The following is an 18,224-nucleotide window of genomic DNA, read 5'->3' on the forward strand; positions in this document are numbered from 1 at the left end:
CCATCCTAGTCGCCCGGCAGCGGCGCGGGGAGTAACAAGGTCGTCGCGAATCCGGGCAGCGGCGGCGTCATCCAGCGGCGCGCGCGACCGCGGCCGACCGCCTGCACCTTGTCCGCTTCGGCGAGCGCATCGAGCGCGCGCTGCACGGTGCGCTGGTTCACGCCGAGTGCGAGCGCCAGCGCGGAGCTCGACCACGCCTCGCCGTCCGCGAGCAGCGCGAGCACGACCGCGTGGCGGTCGTCGACCGGACGCGCGAGCACGACGGCCTCGCGCGGGCCGAGCGGTTCGAGCGCGAAGCCGCGCGGCGTCGCAGTGATGTTCGCGAGCGGCCGCAGCACCGCGCGCAAGCGGCCGATCTCGACGCGCAGGCGGGCGCGATGCGATTCGTCCGCGTGTCTCGCGCGAAACGCCGCGGCGACGAGCGTGTTTCTCGACACGTCGCCGGGCCACGCCTCGCCCAGTGCGCGGGCGAGCACGAACAGCACCGGGCGGCGTGCGAGCGACACGGTCGTGCGCGCGTCGCGCACCGCGTGGCGGCATGCATCGACGACCAGCGCGTTCGATGCCAGCAGCGCCTCGACCTCGTCGAGCAGCACGAGCCGCGACGCACCGCGCGCGATGAGTCGCGCGGCCGGCGTATCGAGCATGCGGGCAGCCGTCTCGACTTCGGCCGTCAGCGCGGCGATGCCGGCGTCCTGTGCGGCCGCGCGCGCACGGGCGAGCGCCAGGCGCGCCGCGTGCGGGCGGATGCGGCGCATCGCGATGCCGGCCGCGATCAGTTCGTGAGCCGCGCGCGATGCGGCGGGCAGCGGTGCGGGATCGAGGCTCGCGAGCCGCTGTTCGGCATCCCCGACGTGCCCGATCAGCAGCAGCCGGCGCACGCCGAGATAGCGCGCATGCGCGGCGTTCGTGCGGTCGCCGTGTGCGTCGAGCGTCGCACAGGCGGCGTCGAGGGCGCGCGACGGCCAGCCGAGGTCGCGCGACGCCAGCGCGATCTCGGCTTCCGCGATGACGCAGCGCGCCCGCGCGACGGCTTCCTTCGCGCCGAACGCGCGAGCCGCGCTGCGCACGAGCGCGCGTGCGCGCTCGAAATCGCCGAGCTGGGCCATCGCGATCCCGCGCAACGCGAGCGCCGGCGCGTCGTCGCGCAAGGCGACGCGGTTCAGCGCGCCGAGCGGGTCGCCCGCCGCGAGCGCCCGCGCGGCGGCCGTGATCAGCGAATCCATCCGAATCCCGACACAGTTGTCACTCCCTCCGGTCCGACGCCCGGTCCTAATCTAGCACCACGCACACGGCAGATGCGCCGTGCCCGGATATCCATCGAAAGGAGGAACCCGTAATGACGAACCATCTCACCGGAACGCGCGACGAATGGCTGGCTGCGCGCCGCGCGCTGCTCGATGCGGAAAAGGCGCTGACCCGGCAGAGCGACGAGCTCGCGCGGCGGCGCCAGGCGCTGCCGTGGGTGCGCGTCGACAAGGCCTACCGGTTCGACACCGAAGACGGCCCGGCGACGCTCGACGATCTGTTCGACGGCCGCTCGCAGCTGCTCGTCTATCACTTCATGTTCGGTCCCGACTACAAGGCCGGCTGCCCGTCGTGCTCGGCGCTCGCCGACGGCTTCGACGGTTTCGCGGTCCACCTCGCGAACCACGACGTGACGCTCGCGGCGGTGTCGCGCGCGCCGCTTGCGAAGCTGCTGGCATACCGGCAGCGGATGGGCTGGCACTTTCCGTGGGCGTCGTCGGACGGCGGCGAGTTCAACTTCGACTTCAACGTGTCGTTCACCGAAGCGCAGCAGCGCGCCGGCGACGTGGAATACAACTATGCGCGGGCCGGCCACGCGATGGACATGGACCCGCCGCCCGCCGCGGTCGCCCAGTTCGCGGCGACCTGCGGCACCGACGCCGCGACGTACGCGCGCGACCGGCCGGGGATGAGCGCGTTCGTGCGCGACGACGGCATCGTCTATCACACGTATTCGACGTACGCGCGCGGGCTCGACGGGCTGTGGGGGATGTACCAGTGGCTCGATCGCGCGCCGCTCGGGCGCAACGAAACGGGCGTGTGGTGGCGCCGTCATGACGAGTACGCACGCGGTTGAGCGCGGGCCGGCGAGCCGCGGGAGCGGGCGATGAGCACGGCGACGAAACGGGCGGCGGCCGGTGCCGCGGGCGGCGGCCGGCGGGTGTTCGGCGCCGCGCTCGTCGCGGTATCGGCCGCCGCGATCTGGGCGACGCTCGCGCAGCACGCATCGATGGACGCGATGGGCGGCATGCCGATGGCCGGCGGCTGGACGCTGTCGGCCGGGTGGCTCAGGCCGTGCGGATGGCAGGCAGGGCGCGCGTTCGCCGCATTCGCCGGCATGTGGGGCGCGATGACGGTGACGATGATGCTGCCGGTGCTGGCGCCGGTGCTCTGGCGATATCGGCAGCGTCTCGGCGCGGTGGGCGACGTGCGTGCGGCATGGTTCGTCGCGCTCGCGGGCGCCGGGTATTTCTCCGTGTGGATGGCGCTCGGCGCGCTGGTGTTTCCGGTCGGCACTGCATGGGCGGCGGCCGCTGCGCGGCTGCCCGCGCTCGCCGCCTCGGTGCCGTTCGCGGCTGGCGCGATCGTGCTCGGCGCGGGCGTGCTGCAGTTTTCCGGCTGGAAGGCGCGCCGGCTCGCTTGCTGCCGGCATGCACCGGACGACGCATGCGCGCCGCGGGCGGTAGCCCGGGCCGCGGTCGCGTGGTGGTACGGCGTGCGTGCCGCGCTACGGTGCGGCGCCTGCTGCGGGAACCTGATGGCCGTTGCGCTGGCGGCCGGCATGATGGACCTGCGCGTGATGGCCGTCGTGACCGTGGCGGTCGCCGCCGAGCGGCTGGCGCCGGCTGGCGTTCGCGTCGCGCGGATCGTCGGCGGCGTCGCGATCGGCGCCGGCGCGGCGATGATCGCGTGCGCCGCGGCCGGGCTGGCCTAGCGGCGCCCGGGGCTGCCGGCGCGCGTCGAACGGGGCCGGCGCACGCACCGCCGGCAGGTCCGGCGTCGTACGGCAACGGCGTGCGATCGGCCCGATTCCGGCCGGCTGCGCGAATGGGCCGATGCGGGGGTGAAACGAAAGGCGATCGAAAACGAACCGAACGGCGATCCGAACGGCGATCCGAACGATTCGGCCCCCGAACGGTGGGAAACGGCTAACCCGTTGTTCGTGTTGTGAAAATTCGCAGCGCTTCGCGTATAATTCGCTTTTGCGCCCATAGGATTTGCCATGCGTCTGATCCAAAAAGCACTCACTTTCGATGATGTGCTCCTCGTTCCCGCCTTTTCCGACGTTCTCCCGCGCGACACCAGCCTGAAGACCAAGCTGACCCGCAACATCTCCCTGAACATGCCGCTCGTGTCCGCCGCGATGGACACGGTCACCGAAGGTCGCCTCGCGATCGCGATGGCGCAGCAGGGTGGGGTGGGGATCGTCCACAAGAACCTCACGCCGGCCGAGCAGGCTCGCGAAGTCGCGAAGGTCAAGCGTTTCGAATCGGGCGTCGTGCGCGACCCGATCACGGTCCCGCCGCAGATGAAGGTGCGCGACGTGATCGCGCTGTCGCGTCAGCATGGCATCTCGGGCTTCCCGGTCGTCGAAGGCCCGCAGCTCGTCGGCATCGTCACGAACCGCGACCTGCGTTTCGAATCGCGCCTCGACGAACCGGTCAAGTCGATCATGACGCCGCGCGAGCGTCTCGTCACCGTCAAGGAAGGCACGCCGCTCGCCGAAGCGAAGGCGCTGATGCACAGCCACCGCCTCGAGCGCGTGCTGGTCGTCAACGACGCGTTCGAACTGCGCGGCCTGATGACCGTCAAGGACATCACGAAGCAGACCGAACACCCGGATGCGTGCAAGGACGAACACGGCAAGCTGCGCGCAGGCGCGGCGGTCGGCGTCGGCCCGGACAACGAAGAGCGCGTCGAGCTGCTGGTGCAGGCCGGCGTCGACGTGATCGTCGTCGATACCGCGCATGGCCACAGCAAGGGCGTGCTCGAGCGCGTGCGCTGGGTCAAGCAGAACTTCCCGAACGTCGAGGTGATCGGCGGCAACATCGCGACGGCAGCCGCCGCGAAGGCGCTCGTCGAATACGGCGCGGATGCGGTCAAGGTCGGTATCGGCCCGGGCTCGATCTGCACGACGCGGATCGTCGCGGGCGTCGGCGTGCCGCAGATCAGCGCGATCTCGAACGTCGCGGAAGCGCTGAAGGGCACCGGCGTGCCGTGCATCGCCGACGGCGGCGTGCGGTTCTCGGGCGACGTGTCGAAGGCCCTCGCGGCCGGCGCGAACGCGGTGATGATGGGCAGCATGTTCGCGGGTACCGAAGAGGCGCCGGGCGACGTGTTCCTGTTTCAGGGCCGCCAGTACAAGTCGTACCGCGGCATGGGTTCGGTCGGCGCGATGAAGGACGGTGCGGCGGACCGCTACTTCCAGGACAACTCGGCGAACATCGACAAGCTCGTGCCGGAAGGCATCGAGGGCCGCGTCGCGTACAAGGGTTCGGTCAACGCGATCCTGTTCCAGCTGGTCGGCGGCGTGCGCGCGAGCATGGGCTACTGCGGCTGCAAGACGATCGACGAGCTGCACGACAAGGCCGAATTCGTCCAGATCACCGCGGCGGGCATGCGCGAGTCGCACGTGCACGACGTGCAGATCACGAAGGAAGCACCGAACTACCACGTGGACTGATCGCCGATGAAACCGCTGCTGCGAGCCGTGCTGATCGTCGATGCCGTGCTGCTGCTGGCGTTCGGCGTGCTGTTCGTGCTGACGCCCTGGCAGGCGCTGTTCAACGCGCTGCAGCTGGCGAACATCCAGCCGGCGATGCTCGGCCAGGCGTTCGGCATCGCGCTGCTCGGCCTCGCGTGGCTCGCGTTTCACGCGGCGCTCAACGGTGATCTCACGGCGCCCGTCGCACGTGCGGTCGGCCATGTGAACTGGCTGATCGGCGTGCTGGCGGTCGTGTGGTCGTTCGGTACCGGCAACGGTCCCGCGCTCGCGGCCGCCGGCCGCGTGCTGTCGGCGATGGCCGGTGTCGCGCTGATCTTGCTGGGCTTCGGCGGCGTACGGCTCGCATCGGCCGTGCGGCGGCGCGAGAAGGCGCAGGCGCTCGAGGGCGAGGGCGCGCAGCGTCCGGTCGAGCCGGCGCCGGCGGCCGCGCCGCGGCAGCGGGTCGAACCGGTCGTCAGCCGTCCGGTCGCGCCGTCGGCGCCGGTCGCGGCGGCCACGTCGAGCGCCTCCGAGCGCGCGTCCGGCAGCGTCGCATTCGACGCGCGCCCGCCGTCGCAGGATTGAGCGGCGATGCGTCGCGCGAGCCGCCTGCCGCCCGACGCCGTAGTCCATGCTTTTGACGCAGCGCTCGATGCGCTGCTTTTCTTATTCTCTTCATCCCGTCCGCAGCCATGCACGACAAAATCCTGATTCTCGACTTCGGTTCGCAAGTCACCCAACTGATCGCGCGCCGCGTGCGCGAAGCGCACGTCTACTGCGAAATCCATCCGAACGACGTGTCCGACGACTTCGTCCGCGAGTTCGCGCCGAAGGCGGTGATCCTGTCGGGCAGCCACGCGAGCACGTACGAAGACCACCAACTGCGCACGCCGCAGGCCGTGTGGGATCTCGGCGTGCCGGTGCTCGGCATCTGCTACGGCATGCAGACGATGGCCGTGCAGCTCGGCGGCAAGGTCGAGTGGAGCGACCATCGCGAATTCGGCTATGCGGAAATGCGTGCGCACGGCCATACGCGCCTGCTCGACGGCATCGAGGATTTCAAGACGGACGAAGGCCACGGGATGCTGAAGGTCTGGATGAGCCACGGCGACAAGGTTGCCGAGCTGCCGCCGGGCTTCGCGCTGATGGCGTCGACGCCGAGCTGCCCGATCGCCGGCATGGCCGACGAGGCGCGCGGCTACTACGCGGTGCAGTTCCACCCGGAAGTCACGCACACGGTGAAGGGCCGCCAGATCATCGAACGCTTCGTGCTGCAGATCGCCGGCGCGAAGCCCGACTGGATCATGAAGAACCACATCGAGGAAGCCGTCGCGAAGATTCGCGAGCAGGTCGGTGACGAGGAAGTGATTCTCGGCCTGTCGGGCGGCGTCGATTCGAGCGTCGCGGCCGCGCTGATCCACCGCGCGATCGGCGACCAGCTGACCTGCGTGTTCGTCGACCACGGCCTGCTGCGCCTGAACGAAGGCCAGATGGTGCTCGACATGTTCGAGGGCCGCCTGCATGCGAAGGTCGTGCACGTCGACGCATCCGAGCAGTTCCTCGGCCATCTGGCCGGCGTGACCGATCCGGAAGCGAAGCGCAAGATCATCGGCCGCGAGTTCGTCGAGGTGTTCCAGGCCGAAGCGCAGAAGCTGTCGAAGGCGAAGTGGCTCGCACAGGGCACGATCTATCCGGACGTGGTCGAGTCGGGCGGCACGAAGACCAAGAAGGCGACCACGATCAAGAGCCACCACAACGTCGGCGGCCTGCCGGAAACGCTCGGCCTGAAGCTGCTCGAGCCGCTGCGCGACCTGTTCAAGGACGAAGTGCGCGAACTCGGCGTCGCGCTCGGCCTGCCGCCGGAGATGGTGTACCGCCATCCGTTCCCGGGCCCGGGCCTCGGCGTGCGGATTCTCGGCGAAGTGAAGCGCGAATACGCGGACCTGCTGCGTCGCGCGGATGCGATCTTCATCGAGGAGTTGCGCGGCACGACCGCCACCGCGCAGGATGCGGCAGCGGGCCTGTGCGGCGAGGCCGACGTCGGCAAGAGTTGGTACGACCTGACGAGCCAGGCGTTCGCGGTGTTCCTGCCGGTGAAGTCGGTCGGCGTGATGGGCGATGGCCGCACGTACGACTACGTGACGTCCCTGCGCGCGGTGCAGACCACCGACTTCATGACCGCGCACTGGGCGCACCTGCCGTACGCGCTGCTCGGCCGTGCGTCGAACCGGATCATCAACGAGGTGCGCGGGATCAACCGCGTGGTGTACGACATCTCGGGCAAGCCGCCGGCGACGATCGAGTGGGAATGAGCGTCGGCGTCGAGGCGTGCCTCGATGACCGGTAGCGGCATCGGATGATGCGGACGCCCGGCAGGGGAACCTGCCGGGCGTTGTCGTTTGTGCGGTTGGCGGCCGTGATTCGATCGATGCTGGAGCCGGGAGTTTTCCTTGCCGTCACGTCCGCGCGTAGCGGTGTGACGCGCGCGAGCGCTGCGTTGCGTCGTCGACGGAAAGCGCGGCTTTCGATGCGGCACAAGCCGATGTTACGAGCTGTCCCGATCATGCTCAGTCTGGCTTGCCGCCGCGATAACGAAGATGAATCAGCGGATAAGGCCGCCCTTGTCCATCGAGCGCCGATCGCCCGCAGCGCTCGAATCCGAGCCGTTCGTAGAATCCCGCCGCAGCTTCGTTCTGCTCGTTGACGTCGGTCGACAGGTCGGGATGGCGTCCGAGCGCCGCTTCGACCAGCCGCCGCCCGACACCCGCGCCATGGTGCGCGGGATCGACGAACAGCGCTTCCATGTGACTGCCGTCGAGCAGCATGAAGGCGACTGGACGATCGCTCTCGTCGACGGCCAGATCGAGCGGTGCGCCGGGCAGAAACGCGACGACTTCAGCTTCGATTGCGCGACGGTCGTCGTCGCTTAGGAAGTGGTGTGTCGCATCGACTGCCTGGCGCCAGATATCCAGCACGCGCGTGCCGTCGGCCTCGTTGGATTTGCGAATTCTGATCATGGTTGGATGTGTGGTGATGCGTGGCTCGGCGGGAAGCCGATACCGTCATGGTCCCGATCGGGCGGCCCCTCCATCGCCCGGCGCGCAACGTCGCGCAGTGCGTCGTCGCTGCCGTGCGACCGGCTCCATACGACGGGTGGCGTGCCGACGACGCCAAGGCCGATGAATCCGACCGCCGTTCGCATGTCCGTGCTCCTTGGGGAGGCGCGTGCAGCGCGCAGGCGTCAGTATCGCAGCGTTCTCGAACAGATGGCGGCGTGGCGGCGGGAGCGTTCGGGAGGTGCGCTCGCGGACCAGGCAAGTCGCGGCCCGTGTACGAGGCTGAAACGGGCGACCCGATGCGAGTCGATTCGCCGACGGTCAGTTCGCGGGATGGCCGGATGCGGGCACGCCGGGCGCTGCGACGCCCGCATCCGTCTCGTCTGCGCCGAGTTCCGCCAGAAACGGCCACGGATAGATGCCACGCGCGTGACCGTCGCCGAACCGCACGCGGATACCGTAACCGGCCGCTTCCACGCCGTCCAGTGTCAGGTCGGGTGGCGCGTCGACCTGCCCGCCATCGAGTCGGATCTTCCGGCATGCGGCGCACGGGCAAGCGCTGCGCAAGCGCGCATAACCGATGCGCTGCGTATCGCTGTCCGGCCAGCACAGCGTCAATGCGCGGGCCGCATGATCGAGCAGGATCTCGGTCGGCGGTGTCATCGAACATCTTCTCCGATCTGCGCGATCGCGATCCGTACGGCCTTGCGTACTTCGGGATCGCGATCGTCGAGCGCGTCGTGCAGCGCGGGCAGCGTCGCAGGATCGCGCAGTTCGCCGAGTGCGAGCGCGGCCTCCTTGCGCAGGTTGCTGATCGCGTGCGGCAGCAGCGCGACGACGGCCTGCGCCGCGGCGGCGTCGCGCAATTGCCCGAGTGCGCGCACCGCACGCAAGCGGACCTGCCAGTAATCGTCGTCGAGCGCGGCGACGAGCGGCGCACGTGCGGCCGCGACACGCAGCTTGCCGAGCGTCGCGGCTGCTTCCTCGCGTACCTGCCATTCGGCGTCGCGCAGCGCCGCCAGCAAGGCAGTGACGACGGCCGTGTCGGCGGACGCCGCGAATCCGACCGCGCCGACCGCGATACGCCGTACGTCCGCATGCGTGTCGGTCGTGGCGACGCGTGCGAGCGGCGCCAGCGCGCGGGCGTCCTTGAGCCAGCCGAGCACGGCGACGGCCTCGGCGCGCACGGCCGACGCCGGCGCGTCGAGCGCGCGCAGCGCCGGCGCGAACGCGTCGGGGGCGCGCAGTTCACGCAGCGCGCGCAGCACGGCGCTGCGCACGAACGGTTCGGCGTGCTCGACCCAGCGGCACAGCGCGGCGCCGGATGCGACGTCCTTCAGTTCGGACAGGCTGTGTGCGGCGGTCGCGCGCACGTCGTCGTCCGGATCGAGCAGCGCGTGGCACAGCGCGTCGACGACGTCGGGCTGCTCCCAGGCGGCGAGCACACGCGCAGCTTCGCCACGCACGTCGGCGGACGGATCGTCGCGCAGCGCCGCAACGAAGATCGGCACGAGATCGGGATCCTCGAGATCGGCGAGCTCGAGCAGCGCGATCCGGCGCACCGATGCATCGGGTGCGGCAACGCGCGCGACGAGCGCGGCATGGTCGGAAGCAGGTTTCATGTGTCGTGAGTCCGGTAGTGGGGAAGCGACGCGCCGGCGGCGCGCCGGGTCAGCGCAGCAGATACGGGATGTCGACCTTGACCGCACCGGTCGGGCAGTCGCGTTCGCACGGCATGCAGTACCAGCATTCGTCGAACTGCATGTATGCCTTGCCCTTGGTCACGTCGATCGCGAGCAGGTCGAGCGGGCACACGTCGACGCAGACGGTGCAGCCCTTGTCGGCGATGCAGCGGTCCTCGTCGATCGTCACGGGCGCGCTGCTGCGCAGGAAGATGTCGTGCGGGGTATGGGGCACGGTAAGGCTCCTCGGCGTCAGAGGGCGGCCGCGTGTGCGGCCGGTTCGCGGATGCGCAGGTGCGCGTAGGCGCTGCGTTCGTCGTCGGCGAGCGGCACGACGTAGGGTTCGACCGGTCGTTTCTCGCTGCGCATCGTGCCGTCGGTACCTTTGCGCAGCCACGTGTGGCAGAACCACTCGGCATCGTTGCGATGTGGAAAATCGACGCGATGGTGGTACAGCCCCCAGCGGCTCTCGGTGCGGAACATCGACGCGCGCGCGGCCATTTCGGCGCAGTCGCGGATCGCGCGCACTTCGGCCGCGCGCATCAGTTCATGCGGGTGGCTCGCCTTGATTTCTTCGATATCCTCAGTAATGCCGTCAAAACGTTGCAGCCCGATTTCCATCTTGCGCGTCACCTTCGGCGGTTGCAGGTAATCGTTCACCATGCGGCGCAGCTTGTATTCAACCTGCGCCGGCGCGAGTCCGCACTCGCGCGTGAGCGGCGCAAGCACGCGCGCGCGTTCGGCGGCGACCTGTTCGTCGTCCACCGGCGCATGATCGCGGCCGGCCACGTAGTCGGCCGCGTTCTGTCCGGCGAACCAGCCGTAGGTGAATGCGCCGAGCATGTAGTTGTGCGGGACCGCCGCCATGTCGCCGGCCGCGTAGAGCCCCGGCACGGTCGTTTCCGCGCGGGCGTTCACGTATACGCCGGATGCGCTGTGGCCGCTGCAGAAGCCGATCTCGGAGATGTGCATCTCGACCATCTGGCGCCGGTAGTCGGTGCCGCGCCCCGCGTGAAAGCGGCCGCGGCTCGGCCGCTCGTTGGTGTGCAGGATCTGCTCGATGGTCTGGATCGTTTCCTCCGCGAGGTGGTCGAGCTTCAGGAACACCGGGCCATTGCCGCTTTGCAGTTCCTGGTAGAACTCCCACATCATCTGGCCGCTCCAGTAGTCGCACTCGATGAATCGCTCGCCCTTGCCGTTCGCGGTGAAGCCGCCGAGCGGGCCCGTCACATATGCGCAGGCCGGGCCGTTGTAGTCCTTGATCAGCGGATTGATCTGGAAGCACTCGAGGTTCGCGAGCGCCGCGCCCGCGTGGTACGCCATCGCGTAGCCGTCGCCCGCATTGGTCGGGTTCTCGTAGGTGCCCATCAGGTAGCCGGACGCCGGCAGCCCGAGCCGGCCGGCCGCGCCGCAGCACAGGATCACGGCCTTCGCGCGGATCACGTGGAAATCGGCCGTGCGGCAGTCGAAGCCGAGCACGCCGCTCGCGCGGCCCTGCGCGTCGGTCAGCACGCGCGTCGCGACGATGCGGTTCGTGATCGCGATGCGCGCGCGCTTCAGCTGCCGGTACAGCACCTTCTTGATGTCGTGGCCTTCCGGCATCGGCAGCACGTACGAACCCATGTGGTGGACCTTCTTCACCGCGTAGTCGCCGGTGCCGTCCTTTTCGAACTTCACGCCCCAGCGGTCGAGCTGCTCGATCGTCGCGAAGCTGTGCGTCGCATACGCGTACACGGCTTCCTGGTCGACGATCCCGTCGTTGGCGATCGTGATCTCGCGCGTGTATTGCTCGGGCGTCGCGTGGCCCGGGATCACCGCGTTGTTCAGCCCGTCCATCCCCATCGAGATCGCGCCGCTGCGCTTCACGTTGGCCTTCTCCAGCAGCAGCACGCGCAGCGACGGGTCGCGCTCCTTCGCCTTGATCGCCGCCATCGGGCCGGCCGTGCCGCCGCCGACCACGACGATGTCGTATTCGAGTACATGGGTGTTCATTGCGGGTTCCTTGCAGGTTGGCGCGTCTTCTGCCGGTCGATGCGCAGCCGGTACTGGAAGGCGTCGCCGCGGAAGTACAGGTGTTCGTAGTCGATCGGCGTGCCCGACGCGTCGTGCGTCAGGCGCTCGATTCGCAGCACGGGGCTGCTTTCCTCGACGCGCAGCGCATCGACGATTTCATCGTCGGCGAGGATCGCGTCGATCGACACGTCGGCGTGGCCGAGCGGCACGCCGCAGTCGTTCTCGAGGATCAGGAAGATGTCGCGGGTCGCGAGATCGGCGCCGGCGAGCCGCTTGCCCAGCGCCTCGGGCACCCACGTCTGCTCGAGCGACACCGGCTCGCGGTTCAGCAGCCGCACGCGGTGGATCTCGACGAGCGGCGCGCCTTCCGGCACGTTCAGCTTCGTCGCGAGGTGGCGGTCGGCCTTCACGGTGCGAAAGCTGCGCAGCTGGTTGACGATCTCGTAGCCCATCGACGACATCGCCTCGGCGAAGCCCTGCAGCGACGTCACGTTCTGAAACGCCTTCGGCTTCGACACGAACGTGCCCTTGCCGTGCAGCTTGAACAGCAGGCCTTCCTTCTGCAGGTCGCCGAGCGCCTGGCGCACCGTGATGCGGCTCACGTCGAACATCGCGCAGAGTTCGTGCTCGGACGGCATCCGGCTGTGTGGTGCATAGGTGCCGTCGAGGATGCGCGTGCGCAGCGTGTCCTTGATCTGCACGTAGAGCGGCGCCGCCGACAGCGGCACGACGTTGGGTGGGGTCATCGGTCAACTTGTTATGACAAGATGACTCGAGTGTAGTGAGCGCGCTCGCGCGCCGAAACCAACTATTTCTGATTTCGACTTTCCGATTCCGGAAAAGCGGGGCGGCGGCGACCCGCGCGAAAATAAAAAAACAGGGCCCCGCATGACCCGCGCAAACGGCACCGAATCCGCGCGGAGCCTGCTGCGGCGCAGCACAGCGGCAAGTCGCGGCGATCGGCACCCATGCGCGCCGATTCGGCCCCTAAAAAACACAATATCGAGCATGCCTTCGAAGGGCCTGTCATACGCACGTCACCCTGCTAGAATTCGGCTGCCGCATTTGTTCCGATTGACTGATGAGATTGCTTGACGCACTGGTCGAACAACGCATTGCCGCCGCCGCCGCGCGGGGCGAGTTCGACGATTTGCCGGGTACCGGCGCGCCGCAGGCGCTGGATGACGACCTGCTCGTACCCGAGGAGGTGCGGGTGGCCAACCGTATCCTGAAGAATGCGGGCTTCGTGCCGCCGGCCGTCGAGCAACTGCGCGCGCTGCGCAACCTGCAGGACGAACTGCAGGCGGTCAGCGACCGCGCCGCGCGCTGCCGGCTGCAGGCGAAGATCCTCGCCCTCGACATGGCGCTCGAATCGCTGCGCGGCGGCCCGATGGTGATGCCGCGCGACTATTGCCGGCGCATCGCGGAACGTCTGTGCGAGCGCGGGCTCGACGACGCGCCCGCCGAAGCGGGGCCGATGTGAGCGCCGACGCGCTGCCCGACGCGGCAGCCGGACCGGCTGCCGCTCCCGATGCGCCCGTTCCCGAAGCCGCGCCGGTGTCGGCGCGCGACCTGCATTTCATGCGGCTCGCGCAGGCCGCCGCCGAAGAGGCGCGCGCGGCCGGCGAAGTGCCGGTCGGCGCGGTGCTCGTGCGCGGCGACGAAGTGATCGCACGCGGCTTCAACCATCCGATCGGCGGGCACGACCCGTCGGCCCACGCGGAAATGGCCGCGCTGCGCATGGCCGCGCAGCATCTGCAGAATTACCGGATGCCCGGCTGCGAACTGTACGTGACACTCGAGCCGTGCCTGATGTGTGCGGGCGCGATCATGCACGCGCGCATCGCGCGGGTCGTATACGGCGCCGCCGACCCGAAGACGGGCGCGTGCGGCAGCGTGATCGACGCGTTCGCGAATCCGCAGCTCAATCACCATACCGACGTGACCGGCGGCGTGCTCGCCGACGAGTGCGGCGCCGCGCTGAAGTCGTTCTTCGCGGAGCGCCGTCGCGCGCTGCGGGAAGCACGGCTCGCCCGCGACGCCGCATCCGGCGCGTCATAGCGCGCCCGCCGTGCCCGTCGCCCGGAGCGGGGCGGGCCGCGCAGTTCCGTGAACCGGAGACGGTTCGGACCCTCTAAGCAGGTTTGACGATCCCGATATCTTTCGCCATGTCCTTCCAGCCCGCCGCGTCCTACACCATCCGCCTGCTGGCGCCGTCCGGTTATCCGCACGACCCCGACGCGATCAACCGCGCGCTCGAGCGCCTGAGCGGCGCGCAGCAGCGCATCGAGAACATCGAGGCGACGCAGCGCCGCTTTCAGCGCTTCGGCGGCACCGACGGCGAGCGGGCCGGCGACCTGAACCGTCTCGCGGATCCGGAGCGCGCGCTGCCGAATATCGCGCTCGCGGTGCGCGGCGGCTACGGCGCCGCGCGCATCCTGCACGGGCTCGACTATCGCGGGCTCGAGCGTCGGCTGCGCGACCAGCCGATCGCGCTCGTGGGCCACAGCGACTTCACCGCGATCCAGCTCGCGCTGTACGCGAAGGCGCGCATCAAGACCTTCGGCGGCCCGATGCTGTCGGCCGACTTCGGTGCGGAAACGCCGAGCGATTTCACGATGCAGCACTTCTGGCGGACGCTGTCGCAGCCGACCACGACGATCGTCACCGAGGCGCCGCAAGTGCAGACCGTGAACGTGACGGGCACGCTGTGGGGCGGCAACCTCGCGATCCTCACGTCGCTCGTCGGCACGCCGTACATGCCCGACATCGAGGGCGGCATCCTGTTCATCGAGGACGTGAACGAGCAGCCGTTCCGGATCGAACGGATGATCTACCAGCTGCACCTGTCGGGGCTGCTCGCGCGCCAGCAGGCGCTCGTGCTCGGCCAGTTCACGGGCGCGCGGCCATTCGAATACGACAACGGCTACGACATGCAGGCGATGATCGACCAGATGCGCTCGGTGATCGGCATTCCGGTCGTCACGGGGCTGCAGTTCGGTCACGTGCCCGACCTGCTGACGCTGCCGTTCGGCGCGCAGGCGCAGCTCGTCGCGAATGCGCACGGTTTCCGGCTCACGCTGTCGGACTATCCGCATCTCGGCTGAAACGGGCAGGGACCATCGAAAGGCGGGGCTTCCCGCCTTTTTCTTTAAGTAAATGCGCAACTAACGGTCGGAAATTTTCATCGCCGTCGATCCGGTTGGTGTCGTGGCACGCATCATTTTTGTCAACAAAATGGCCGGGAGGGTATACACCGTGAGCCGCCATGGACAAGCGCGAGAGGCTTGTCTTGCCTGGATATCGGGCGCAGCGCACCGCTCTGGTACAGGCTGATGCACACCGATTGTGCGCATTTCCAGAAAAGAATTGTTGACAATCTTTATGTCCGTCCTAGGATGAGGACCATCACACGATGCAGAACATGAACGACTCCGATACCCATCCGTCCGGCGCCGCCGGTCCCGAAGCGATCGCCGAGCGGATCCGCACCGCGATCCTCGAGCATCGGCTCGCGCCCGGCGCGAAGCTGACGGAGGCGCAGCTCTGCGACGTGTTCGGCGTGAAGCGCGGGACGATCCGCCAGGCGCTCTCGCAGCTCGCGGCCGACAAGCTGGTCGATCTCGAGCCGAACCGCGGTGCGTTCGTCGCGAGTCCGACGCTGCAGGACGTGCACGAGGTGTTCGAGATGCGCCGGATCATCGAGCTGGCCGTCGTCGAGCGGCTCGCGACGGGGCCGGGCGCGAAGCGGTTGAAGGGCGTCGCCGCGCTGATCGACAAGGAACGCAAGGCGTTCGAGCGGCACGACTTCGCGGCGTGGATCCGCCTGTCGGGCGAATTCCATACGGCGCTCGCGGCGCTGACGGGCAACGCGACACTCTGCGAGTGCCTCGACGGGCTCGTCGCACGCTCGACGCTGATGTCGGCGCTGTACGAATCGCACGGGCGCAGCCCGTGCTCGTGCGACGACCATGACGAGATCCTGACCGCGCTGGAAGCGGGCGATTCGAAGCGGGCGGTGACGCTGATGGCGCACCATCTGCAGCATGTCGAACTGAAGATGCTGGACCGGCCCGCGCAAGGGCAGGTCGATTTGCGCGAAGTGTTCGGCGGCGCCTGAGCGGCGACGCGAACCCGGCCGCGCGCCACACGACGAGAGCAATGCAGGCCGGCGGTTCGCGCCGCCGGCCGCCAGTCCGACTCCGGACGACGACCCGGAGCGATATCGATGACGGTGGAGCGGCTGCCAGGCCGCGTCAAGGAGAAGTCATGGCTCAGTTCAGTGTGGCGCACGACAGTGCGTATCCGGCGGAAGAAGGCGGCGAGGGCGGCGGCCCCGCGTTGCCGGACGGCTACAGTCAACGTTTGTACAACGAAGATTTGGCACCACTAAAGAATCAGACGTGGGGCTCGTACAACATCTTTGCGTTCTGGATGTCGGACGTGCACAGCGTCGGCGGCTACGTGTTCGCGGGCAGCCTGTTCGCGCTCGGGCTGACGAGCTGGCAGGTGCTGATCGCGCTGATCGTCGGCATTACGATCGTGAACCGGCTGTGCAACCTGATCGCGCGGCCGAGCCAGCAGATCGGCGTGCCGTATCCGGTCGCGTGCCGTGCGACCTTCGGCGTGCTCGGCGCGAACGTGCCGGCCGTGATCCGCGGGCTGATCGCGATCGCGTGGTACGGCATCCAGACCTATCTCGCGTCCAGCGCACTCGTGATTGTCGTGCTGAAGTTCTTTCCGCAATGGCTGCCGTACGCGGACGTCCATCGCTACGGCTTCCTCGGGCTGTCGGCGGTCGGCTGGGCCGGCTTCATGCTGCTGTGGGTGCTGCAGGCGCTCGTGTTCTGGAACGGGATGGAGACGATCAAGAAGTTCATCGACTTCGCGGGTCCGGCCGTCTACGTCGTGATGTTCATCCTGGCCGGTTACATGGTGTGGCGCGCGGGCTGGCGCAACATCGGCCTCAACCTCGGCGGCGTCAAGTATCACGGCGCGGAAGTGATCCCGGTGATGATCACGGCCGTGTCGCTCGTCGTGTCGTACTTCTCCGGGCCGATGCTCAATTTCGGCGACTTCTCGCGCTATTGCCGCTCGTTCGGCGACGTGAAGCGCGGCAACTTCTGGGGGCTGCCGGTCAACTTCCTCGCGTTCTCGCTCGTCACGGTGATCACCACCGCGGCGACGCTGCCGGTGTTCGGTGAACTGATCACCGATCCCGTCGAGACGGTCGGTCGCATCGACCATCCGACCGCGGTGATTCTCGGCGCGCTGACCTTCACGATCGCGACGATCGGCATCAACATCGTCGCGAATTTCGTGTCGCCCGCGTTCGACTTCTCGAACGTCGCGCCGCGGCTGATCAGCTGGCGCGCGGGCGGGATGCTCGCGGCCGTCGCGTCGATCTTCATCACGCCGTGGAACCTGTTCAACAACCCGGCCGTGATCCACTACACGCTCGACGTGCTCGGCGCGTTCATCGGCCCGCTGTACGGCGTGCTGATCGCCGACTTCTACCTCGTCAAGCGCGGCCGGCTCGTGCGCGACGACCTGTACACGATGTCGGAGCGCGGCACCTACTGGTACACCGGTGGCGTGAACCGCCGCGCGCTCGCCGCGCTGCTGCCGGCCGCGGTGATCGCCGTCGTCTGTGTAATGGTGCCGGGCTGGCAGGCCGCCGCGAACTTCTCGTGGTTCATCGGCGCGGGGCTCGGCTTCGTGTTCTACCGGCTGCTCGTGAGCACGAAGGCCTGAGGAGCGCGCGATGAAGATCAAGCTGATCAATCCGAATACGACGCAGCGGATGACCGACGCGATGGGCCGCTGCGCGCGCGAAGTCGCGGCGGCAGGCACCGAGATCGTCGCAGTGAGCCCGCCGATGGGGCCGCCGTCGATCGAAGGCTATTACGACGAAGCGCTCGCGACGCCCGGGCTGCTCGCCGAGATCGCGCAGGGCGAGCGTGACGGCTGCGATGCGTACGTGATCGCGTGTTTCGGCGACCCGGGCCTGTATGCGGCGCGCGAACTCGCGCGCGGGCCGGTGATCGGGATCGCCGAGGCGGCGATGCACGCGGCGAGCGTGCTCGCGCCGGGCTTCTCGGTCGTCACGACGCTCGCGCGCACCTGCGGGATGGCATGGCATCTCGCCGAGCGCTACGGGATGAAGCGGTTCTGCCGCAACGTGCGGGCGACCGACGTCGCGGTGCTCGAGCTCGACCGGCCCGGTTCGGCCGCGCGGCGGATCATCGTCGACGAATGCCGGCGCGCGCTCGACGAGGACGGTGCCGACGCGATCGTGCTCGGCTGTGCCGGGATGGCCGAATTCGCGCACGAGATCGAGCAGCAGATCGGCGCACCGGTGGTGGAAGGTGTCACGGCAGCCGTCAAGTGGGCCGAGGCGCTCGTCGCGCTGCGCCTCGCGACCGCGAAGCGCGGCGACTATGCGCGGCCGCTGCCGAAGCGCTACGACGGCGAATTCGCCCATTTCAGCCCGCCGGAGGCCGCGTCGTCGTCCGCGCCGGCCGCCGCCACGGCGCGAAGCGGGAGCGCCGCGCCGGAACCGGTCCCGGCTTTGCCGCAACCGCACATACACGCCGTCTGACCTGCACTATCTGCGCCGCTGTATGGGCGCGTATGAACCTTTTCGCTACACTGGGCCGTCATCGCATCGGCCCGTGCGGCCGGCCTCCGGCACCCGCGCGGGTCGATGCGAACCCATTATTTCAGCACGCTTTCGCGGCA

General features: G+C 68.8%; 18 protein-coding genes. 11 read left to right on the top strand and 7 right to left on the bottom strand.

Annotated features, from left to right (window positions below; translation table 11 throughout):
• Window positions 1–5: 5 nt before the first annotated feature.
• Window positions 6–1,226: a helix-turn-helix domain-containing protein gene (locus tag U4Y91_RS13470; RefSeq protein WP_321805451.1), complete on the bottom strand. Its 1,221-nt coding sequence runs from the start codon at window positions 1,224–1,226 to the stop codon at window positions 6–8.
• Window positions 1,227–1,339: 113 nt separating this feature from the next.
• On the opposite strand from U4Y91_RS13470, the gene U4Y91_RS13475 reads away from it, so the two are divergent.
• From U4Y91_RS13475 to guaA, 5 genes are all read left to right on the top strand, one after another.
• Window positions 1,340–2,104 (top strand): DUF899 domain-containing protein, encoded by a 765-nt coding sequence (locus U4Y91_RS13475; protein WP_321805452.1) that lies wholly within the window; start codon window positions 1,340–1,342, stop codon window positions 2,102–2,104.
• 30 nt (window positions 2,105–2,134) lie between these two features.
• On the top strand, window positions 2,135–2,962 hold the full coding sequence (locus U4Y91_RS13480) for a DUF2182 domain-containing protein (protein ID WP_321805453.1): 828 nt from the start codon (window positions 2,135–2,137) through the stop codon (window positions 2,960–2,962).
• 288 nt (window positions 2,963–3,250) lie between these two features.
• Window positions 3,251–4,711: an IMP dehydrogenase gene (gene guaB, locus U4Y91_RS13485; RefSeq protein WP_321805454.1), complete on the top strand. Its 1,461-nt coding sequence runs from the start codon at window positions 3,251–3,253 to the stop codon at window positions 4,709–4,711.
• 6 nt (window positions 4,712–4,717) lie between these two features.
• Window positions 4,718–5,317 (top strand): hypothetical protein, encoded by a 600-nt coding sequence (locus U4Y91_RS13490; RefSeq protein ID WP_321805455.1) that lies wholly within the window; start codon window positions 4,718–4,720, stop codon window positions 5,315–5,317.
• 107 nt (window positions 5,318–5,424) lie between these two features.
• On the top strand, window positions 5,425–7,044 hold the full coding sequence (gene guaA, locus U4Y91_RS13495; RefSeq protein WP_321805456.1) for a glutamine-hydrolyzing GMP synthase: 1,620 nt from the start codon (window positions 5,425–5,427) through the stop codon (window positions 7,042–7,044).
• Window positions 7,045–7,299: 255 nt separating this feature from the next.
• Here guaA and U4Y91_RS13500 read toward each other — a convergent pair whose 3' ends face one another.
• The 6 genes from U4Y91_RS13500 to U4Y91_RS13525 form a co-directional block, all read right to left on the bottom strand.
• On the bottom strand, window positions 7,300–7,749 hold the full coding sequence (locus tag U4Y91_RS13500; RefSeq protein ID WP_321805457.1) for an acetyltransferase: 450 nt from the start codon (window positions 7,747–7,749) through the stop codon (window positions 7,300–7,302).
• 360 nt (window positions 7,750–8,109) lie between these two features.
• A complete protein-coding gene (locus tag U4Y91_RS13505; protein ID WP_321805458.1) occupies window positions 8,110–8,451 on the bottom strand; it encodes a gamma-butyrobetaine hydroxylase-like domain-containing protein in 342 nt (113 codons plus the stop codon).
• Window positions 8,448–9,410, bottom strand: coding sequence for a HEAT repeat domain-containing protein (locus U4Y91_RS13510; protein ID WP_321805459.1), 963 nt, complete (start codon window positions 9,408–9,410; stop codon window positions 8,448–8,450). The genes U4Y91_RS13505 and U4Y91_RS13510 overlap by 4 nt, the downstream gene beginning before the upstream one ends.
• A 49-nt stretch (window positions 9,411–9,459) precedes the next feature.
• On the bottom strand, window positions 9,460–9,705 hold the full coding sequence (locus U4Y91_RS13515; protein WP_006755644.1) for a ferredoxin family protein: 246 nt from the start codon (window positions 9,703–9,705) through the stop codon (window positions 9,460–9,462).
• Window positions 9,706–9,722: 17 nt separating this feature from the next.
• Window positions 9,723–11,462 carry a fumarate reductase/succinate dehydrogenase flavoprotein subunit gene (locus U4Y91_RS13520; protein ID WP_321805460.1) on the bottom strand — a complete coding sequence of 580 codons (1,740 nt, stop codon included), beginning with the start codon at window positions 11,460–11,462 and terminating at the stop codon, window positions 9,723–9,725.
• A complete protein-coding gene (locus U4Y91_RS13525; RefSeq protein WP_124666428.1) occupies window positions 11,459–12,229 on the bottom strand; it encodes a GntR family transcriptional regulator in 771 nt (256 codons plus the stop codon). The genes U4Y91_RS13520 and U4Y91_RS13525 overlap by 4 nt, the downstream gene beginning before the upstream one ends.
• A 335-nt stretch (window positions 12,230–12,564) precedes the next feature.
• Between U4Y91_RS13525 and U4Y91_RS13530 the strand changes: the two genes are divergently transcribed.
• The 6 genes from U4Y91_RS13530 (at window position 12,565) to U4Y91_RS13555 (ending at window position 18,084) form a co-directional block, all read left to right on the top strand.
• Complete coding sequence (locus tag U4Y91_RS13530; protein ID WP_044843744.1) at window positions 12,565–12,966, top strand: DnaJ family domain-containing protein; 402 nt, start codon at window positions 12,565–12,567, stop codon at window positions 12,964–12,966.
• Window positions 12,963–13,544 (top strand): tRNA adenosine(34) deaminase TadA, encoded by a 582-nt coding sequence (gene tadA, locus U4Y91_RS13535; protein WP_321805461.1) that lies wholly within the window; start codon window positions 12,963–12,965, stop codon window positions 13,542–13,544. Before U4Y91_RS13530 ends, tadA begins: the two co-directional genes overlap by 4 nt.
• Window positions 13,545–13,651: 107 nt before the next feature.
• Window positions 13,652–14,590 carry a muramoyltetrapeptide carboxypeptidase gene (gene ldcA / locus U4Y91_RS13540; RefSeq protein ID WP_321805462.1) on the top strand — a complete coding sequence of 313 codons (939 nt, stop codon included), beginning with the start codon at window positions 13,652–13,654 and terminating at the stop codon, window positions 14,588–14,590.
• Window positions 14,591–14,898: 308 nt separating this feature from the next.
• Window positions 14,899–15,603, top strand: coding sequence for a GntR family transcriptional regulator (locus U4Y91_RS13545; RefSeq protein WP_059599950.1), 705 nt, complete (start codon window positions 14,899–14,901; stop codon window positions 15,601–15,603).
• Between the two features lie 149 nt (window positions 15,604–15,752).
• Window positions 15,753–17,237 carry an NCS1 family nucleobase:cation symporter-1 gene (locus tag U4Y91_RS13550; RefSeq protein WP_321805463.1) on the top strand — a complete coding sequence of 495 codons (1,485 nt, stop codon included), beginning with the start codon at window positions 15,753–15,755 and terminating at the stop codon, window positions 17,235–17,237.
• A 10-nt stretch (window positions 17,238–17,247) separates the two neighbouring features.
• Window positions 17,248–18,084: an aspartate/glutamate racemase family protein gene (locus U4Y91_RS13555; RefSeq protein ID WP_321805464.1), complete on the top strand. Its 837-nt coding sequence runs from the start codon at window positions 17,248–17,250 to the stop codon at window positions 18,082–18,084.
• Window positions 18,085–18,224 lie beyond the last annotated feature (140 nt).

The sequence above is a fragment of the Burkholderia sp. BCC1993 genome (assembly GCF_905339865.1).
GTDB lineage: Bacteria > Pseudomonadota > Gammaproteobacteria > Burkholderiales > Burkholderiaceae > Burkholderia.

Excerpts from the sequence above, each read along its gene's own strand:
- U4Y91_RS13490 (WP_321805455.1), top strand. The coding sequence starts at position 4,718 with ATGAAACCGCTGCTGCGAGCCGTGCTGATCGTCGATGCCGTGCTGCTG.
- U4Y91_RS13530 (WP_044843744.1), top strand. The coding sequence starts at position 12,565 with ATGAGATTGCTTGACGCACTGGTCGAACAACGCATTGCCGCCGCCGCC.
- U4Y91_RS13550 (WP_321805463.1), top strand. The coding sequence starts at position 15,753 with ATGGCTCAGTTCAGTGTGGCGCACGACAGTGCGTATCCGGCGGAAGAA.
- U4Y91_RS13545 (WP_059599950.1), top strand. The coding sequence starts at position 14,899 with ATGCAGAACATGAACGACTCCGATACCCATCCGTCCGGCGCCGCCGGT.
- ldcA (WP_321805462.1), top strand. The coding sequence starts at position 13,652 with ATGTCCTTCCAGCCCGCCGCGTCCTACACCATCCGCCTGCTGGCGCCG.
- U4Y91_RS13500 (WP_321805457.1), bottom strand. The coding sequence starts at position 7,749 with ATGATCAGAATTCGCAAATCCAACGAGGCCGACGGCACGCGCGTGCTG.
- U4Y91_RS13470 (WP_321805451.1), bottom strand. The coding sequence starts at position 1,226 with ATGGATTCGCTGATCACGGCCGCCGCGCGGGCGCTCGCGGCGGGCGAC.
- U4Y91_RS13505 (WP_321805458.1), bottom strand. The coding sequence starts at position 8,451 with ATGACACCGCCGACCGAGATCCTGCTCGATCATGCGGCCCGCGCATTG.
- U4Y91_RS13525 (WP_124666428.1), bottom strand. The coding sequence starts at position 12,229 with ATGACCCCACCCAACGTCGTGCCGCTGTCGGCGGCGCCGCTCTACGTG.
- guaA (WP_321805456.1), top strand. The coding sequence starts at position 5,425 with ATGCACGACAAAATCCTGATTCTCGACTTCGGTTCGCAAGTCACCCAA.
- U4Y91_RS13475 (WP_321805452.1), top strand. The coding sequence starts at position 1,340 with ATGACGAACCATCTCACCGGAACGCGCGACGAATGGCTGGCTGCGCGC.
- guaB (WP_321805454.1), top strand. The coding sequence starts at position 3,251 with ATGCGTCTGATCCAAAAAGCACTCACTTTCGATGATGTGCTCCTCGTT.
- U4Y91_RS13480 (WP_321805453.1), top strand. The coding sequence starts at position 2,135 with ATGAGCACGGCGACGAAACGGGCGGCGGCCGGTGCCGCGGGCGGCGGC.
- U4Y91_RS13510 (WP_321805459.1), bottom strand. The coding sequence starts at position 9,410 with ATGAAACCTGCTTCCGACCATGCCGCGCTCGTCGCGCGCGTTGCCGCA.
- U4Y91_RS13520 (WP_321805460.1), bottom strand. The coding sequence starts at position 11,462 with ATGAACACCCATGTACTCGAATACGACATCGTCGTGGTCGGCGGCGGC.
- U4Y91_RS13555 (WP_321805464.1), top strand. The coding sequence starts at position 17,248 with ATGAAGATCAAGCTGATCAATCCGAATACGACGCAGCGGATGACCGAC.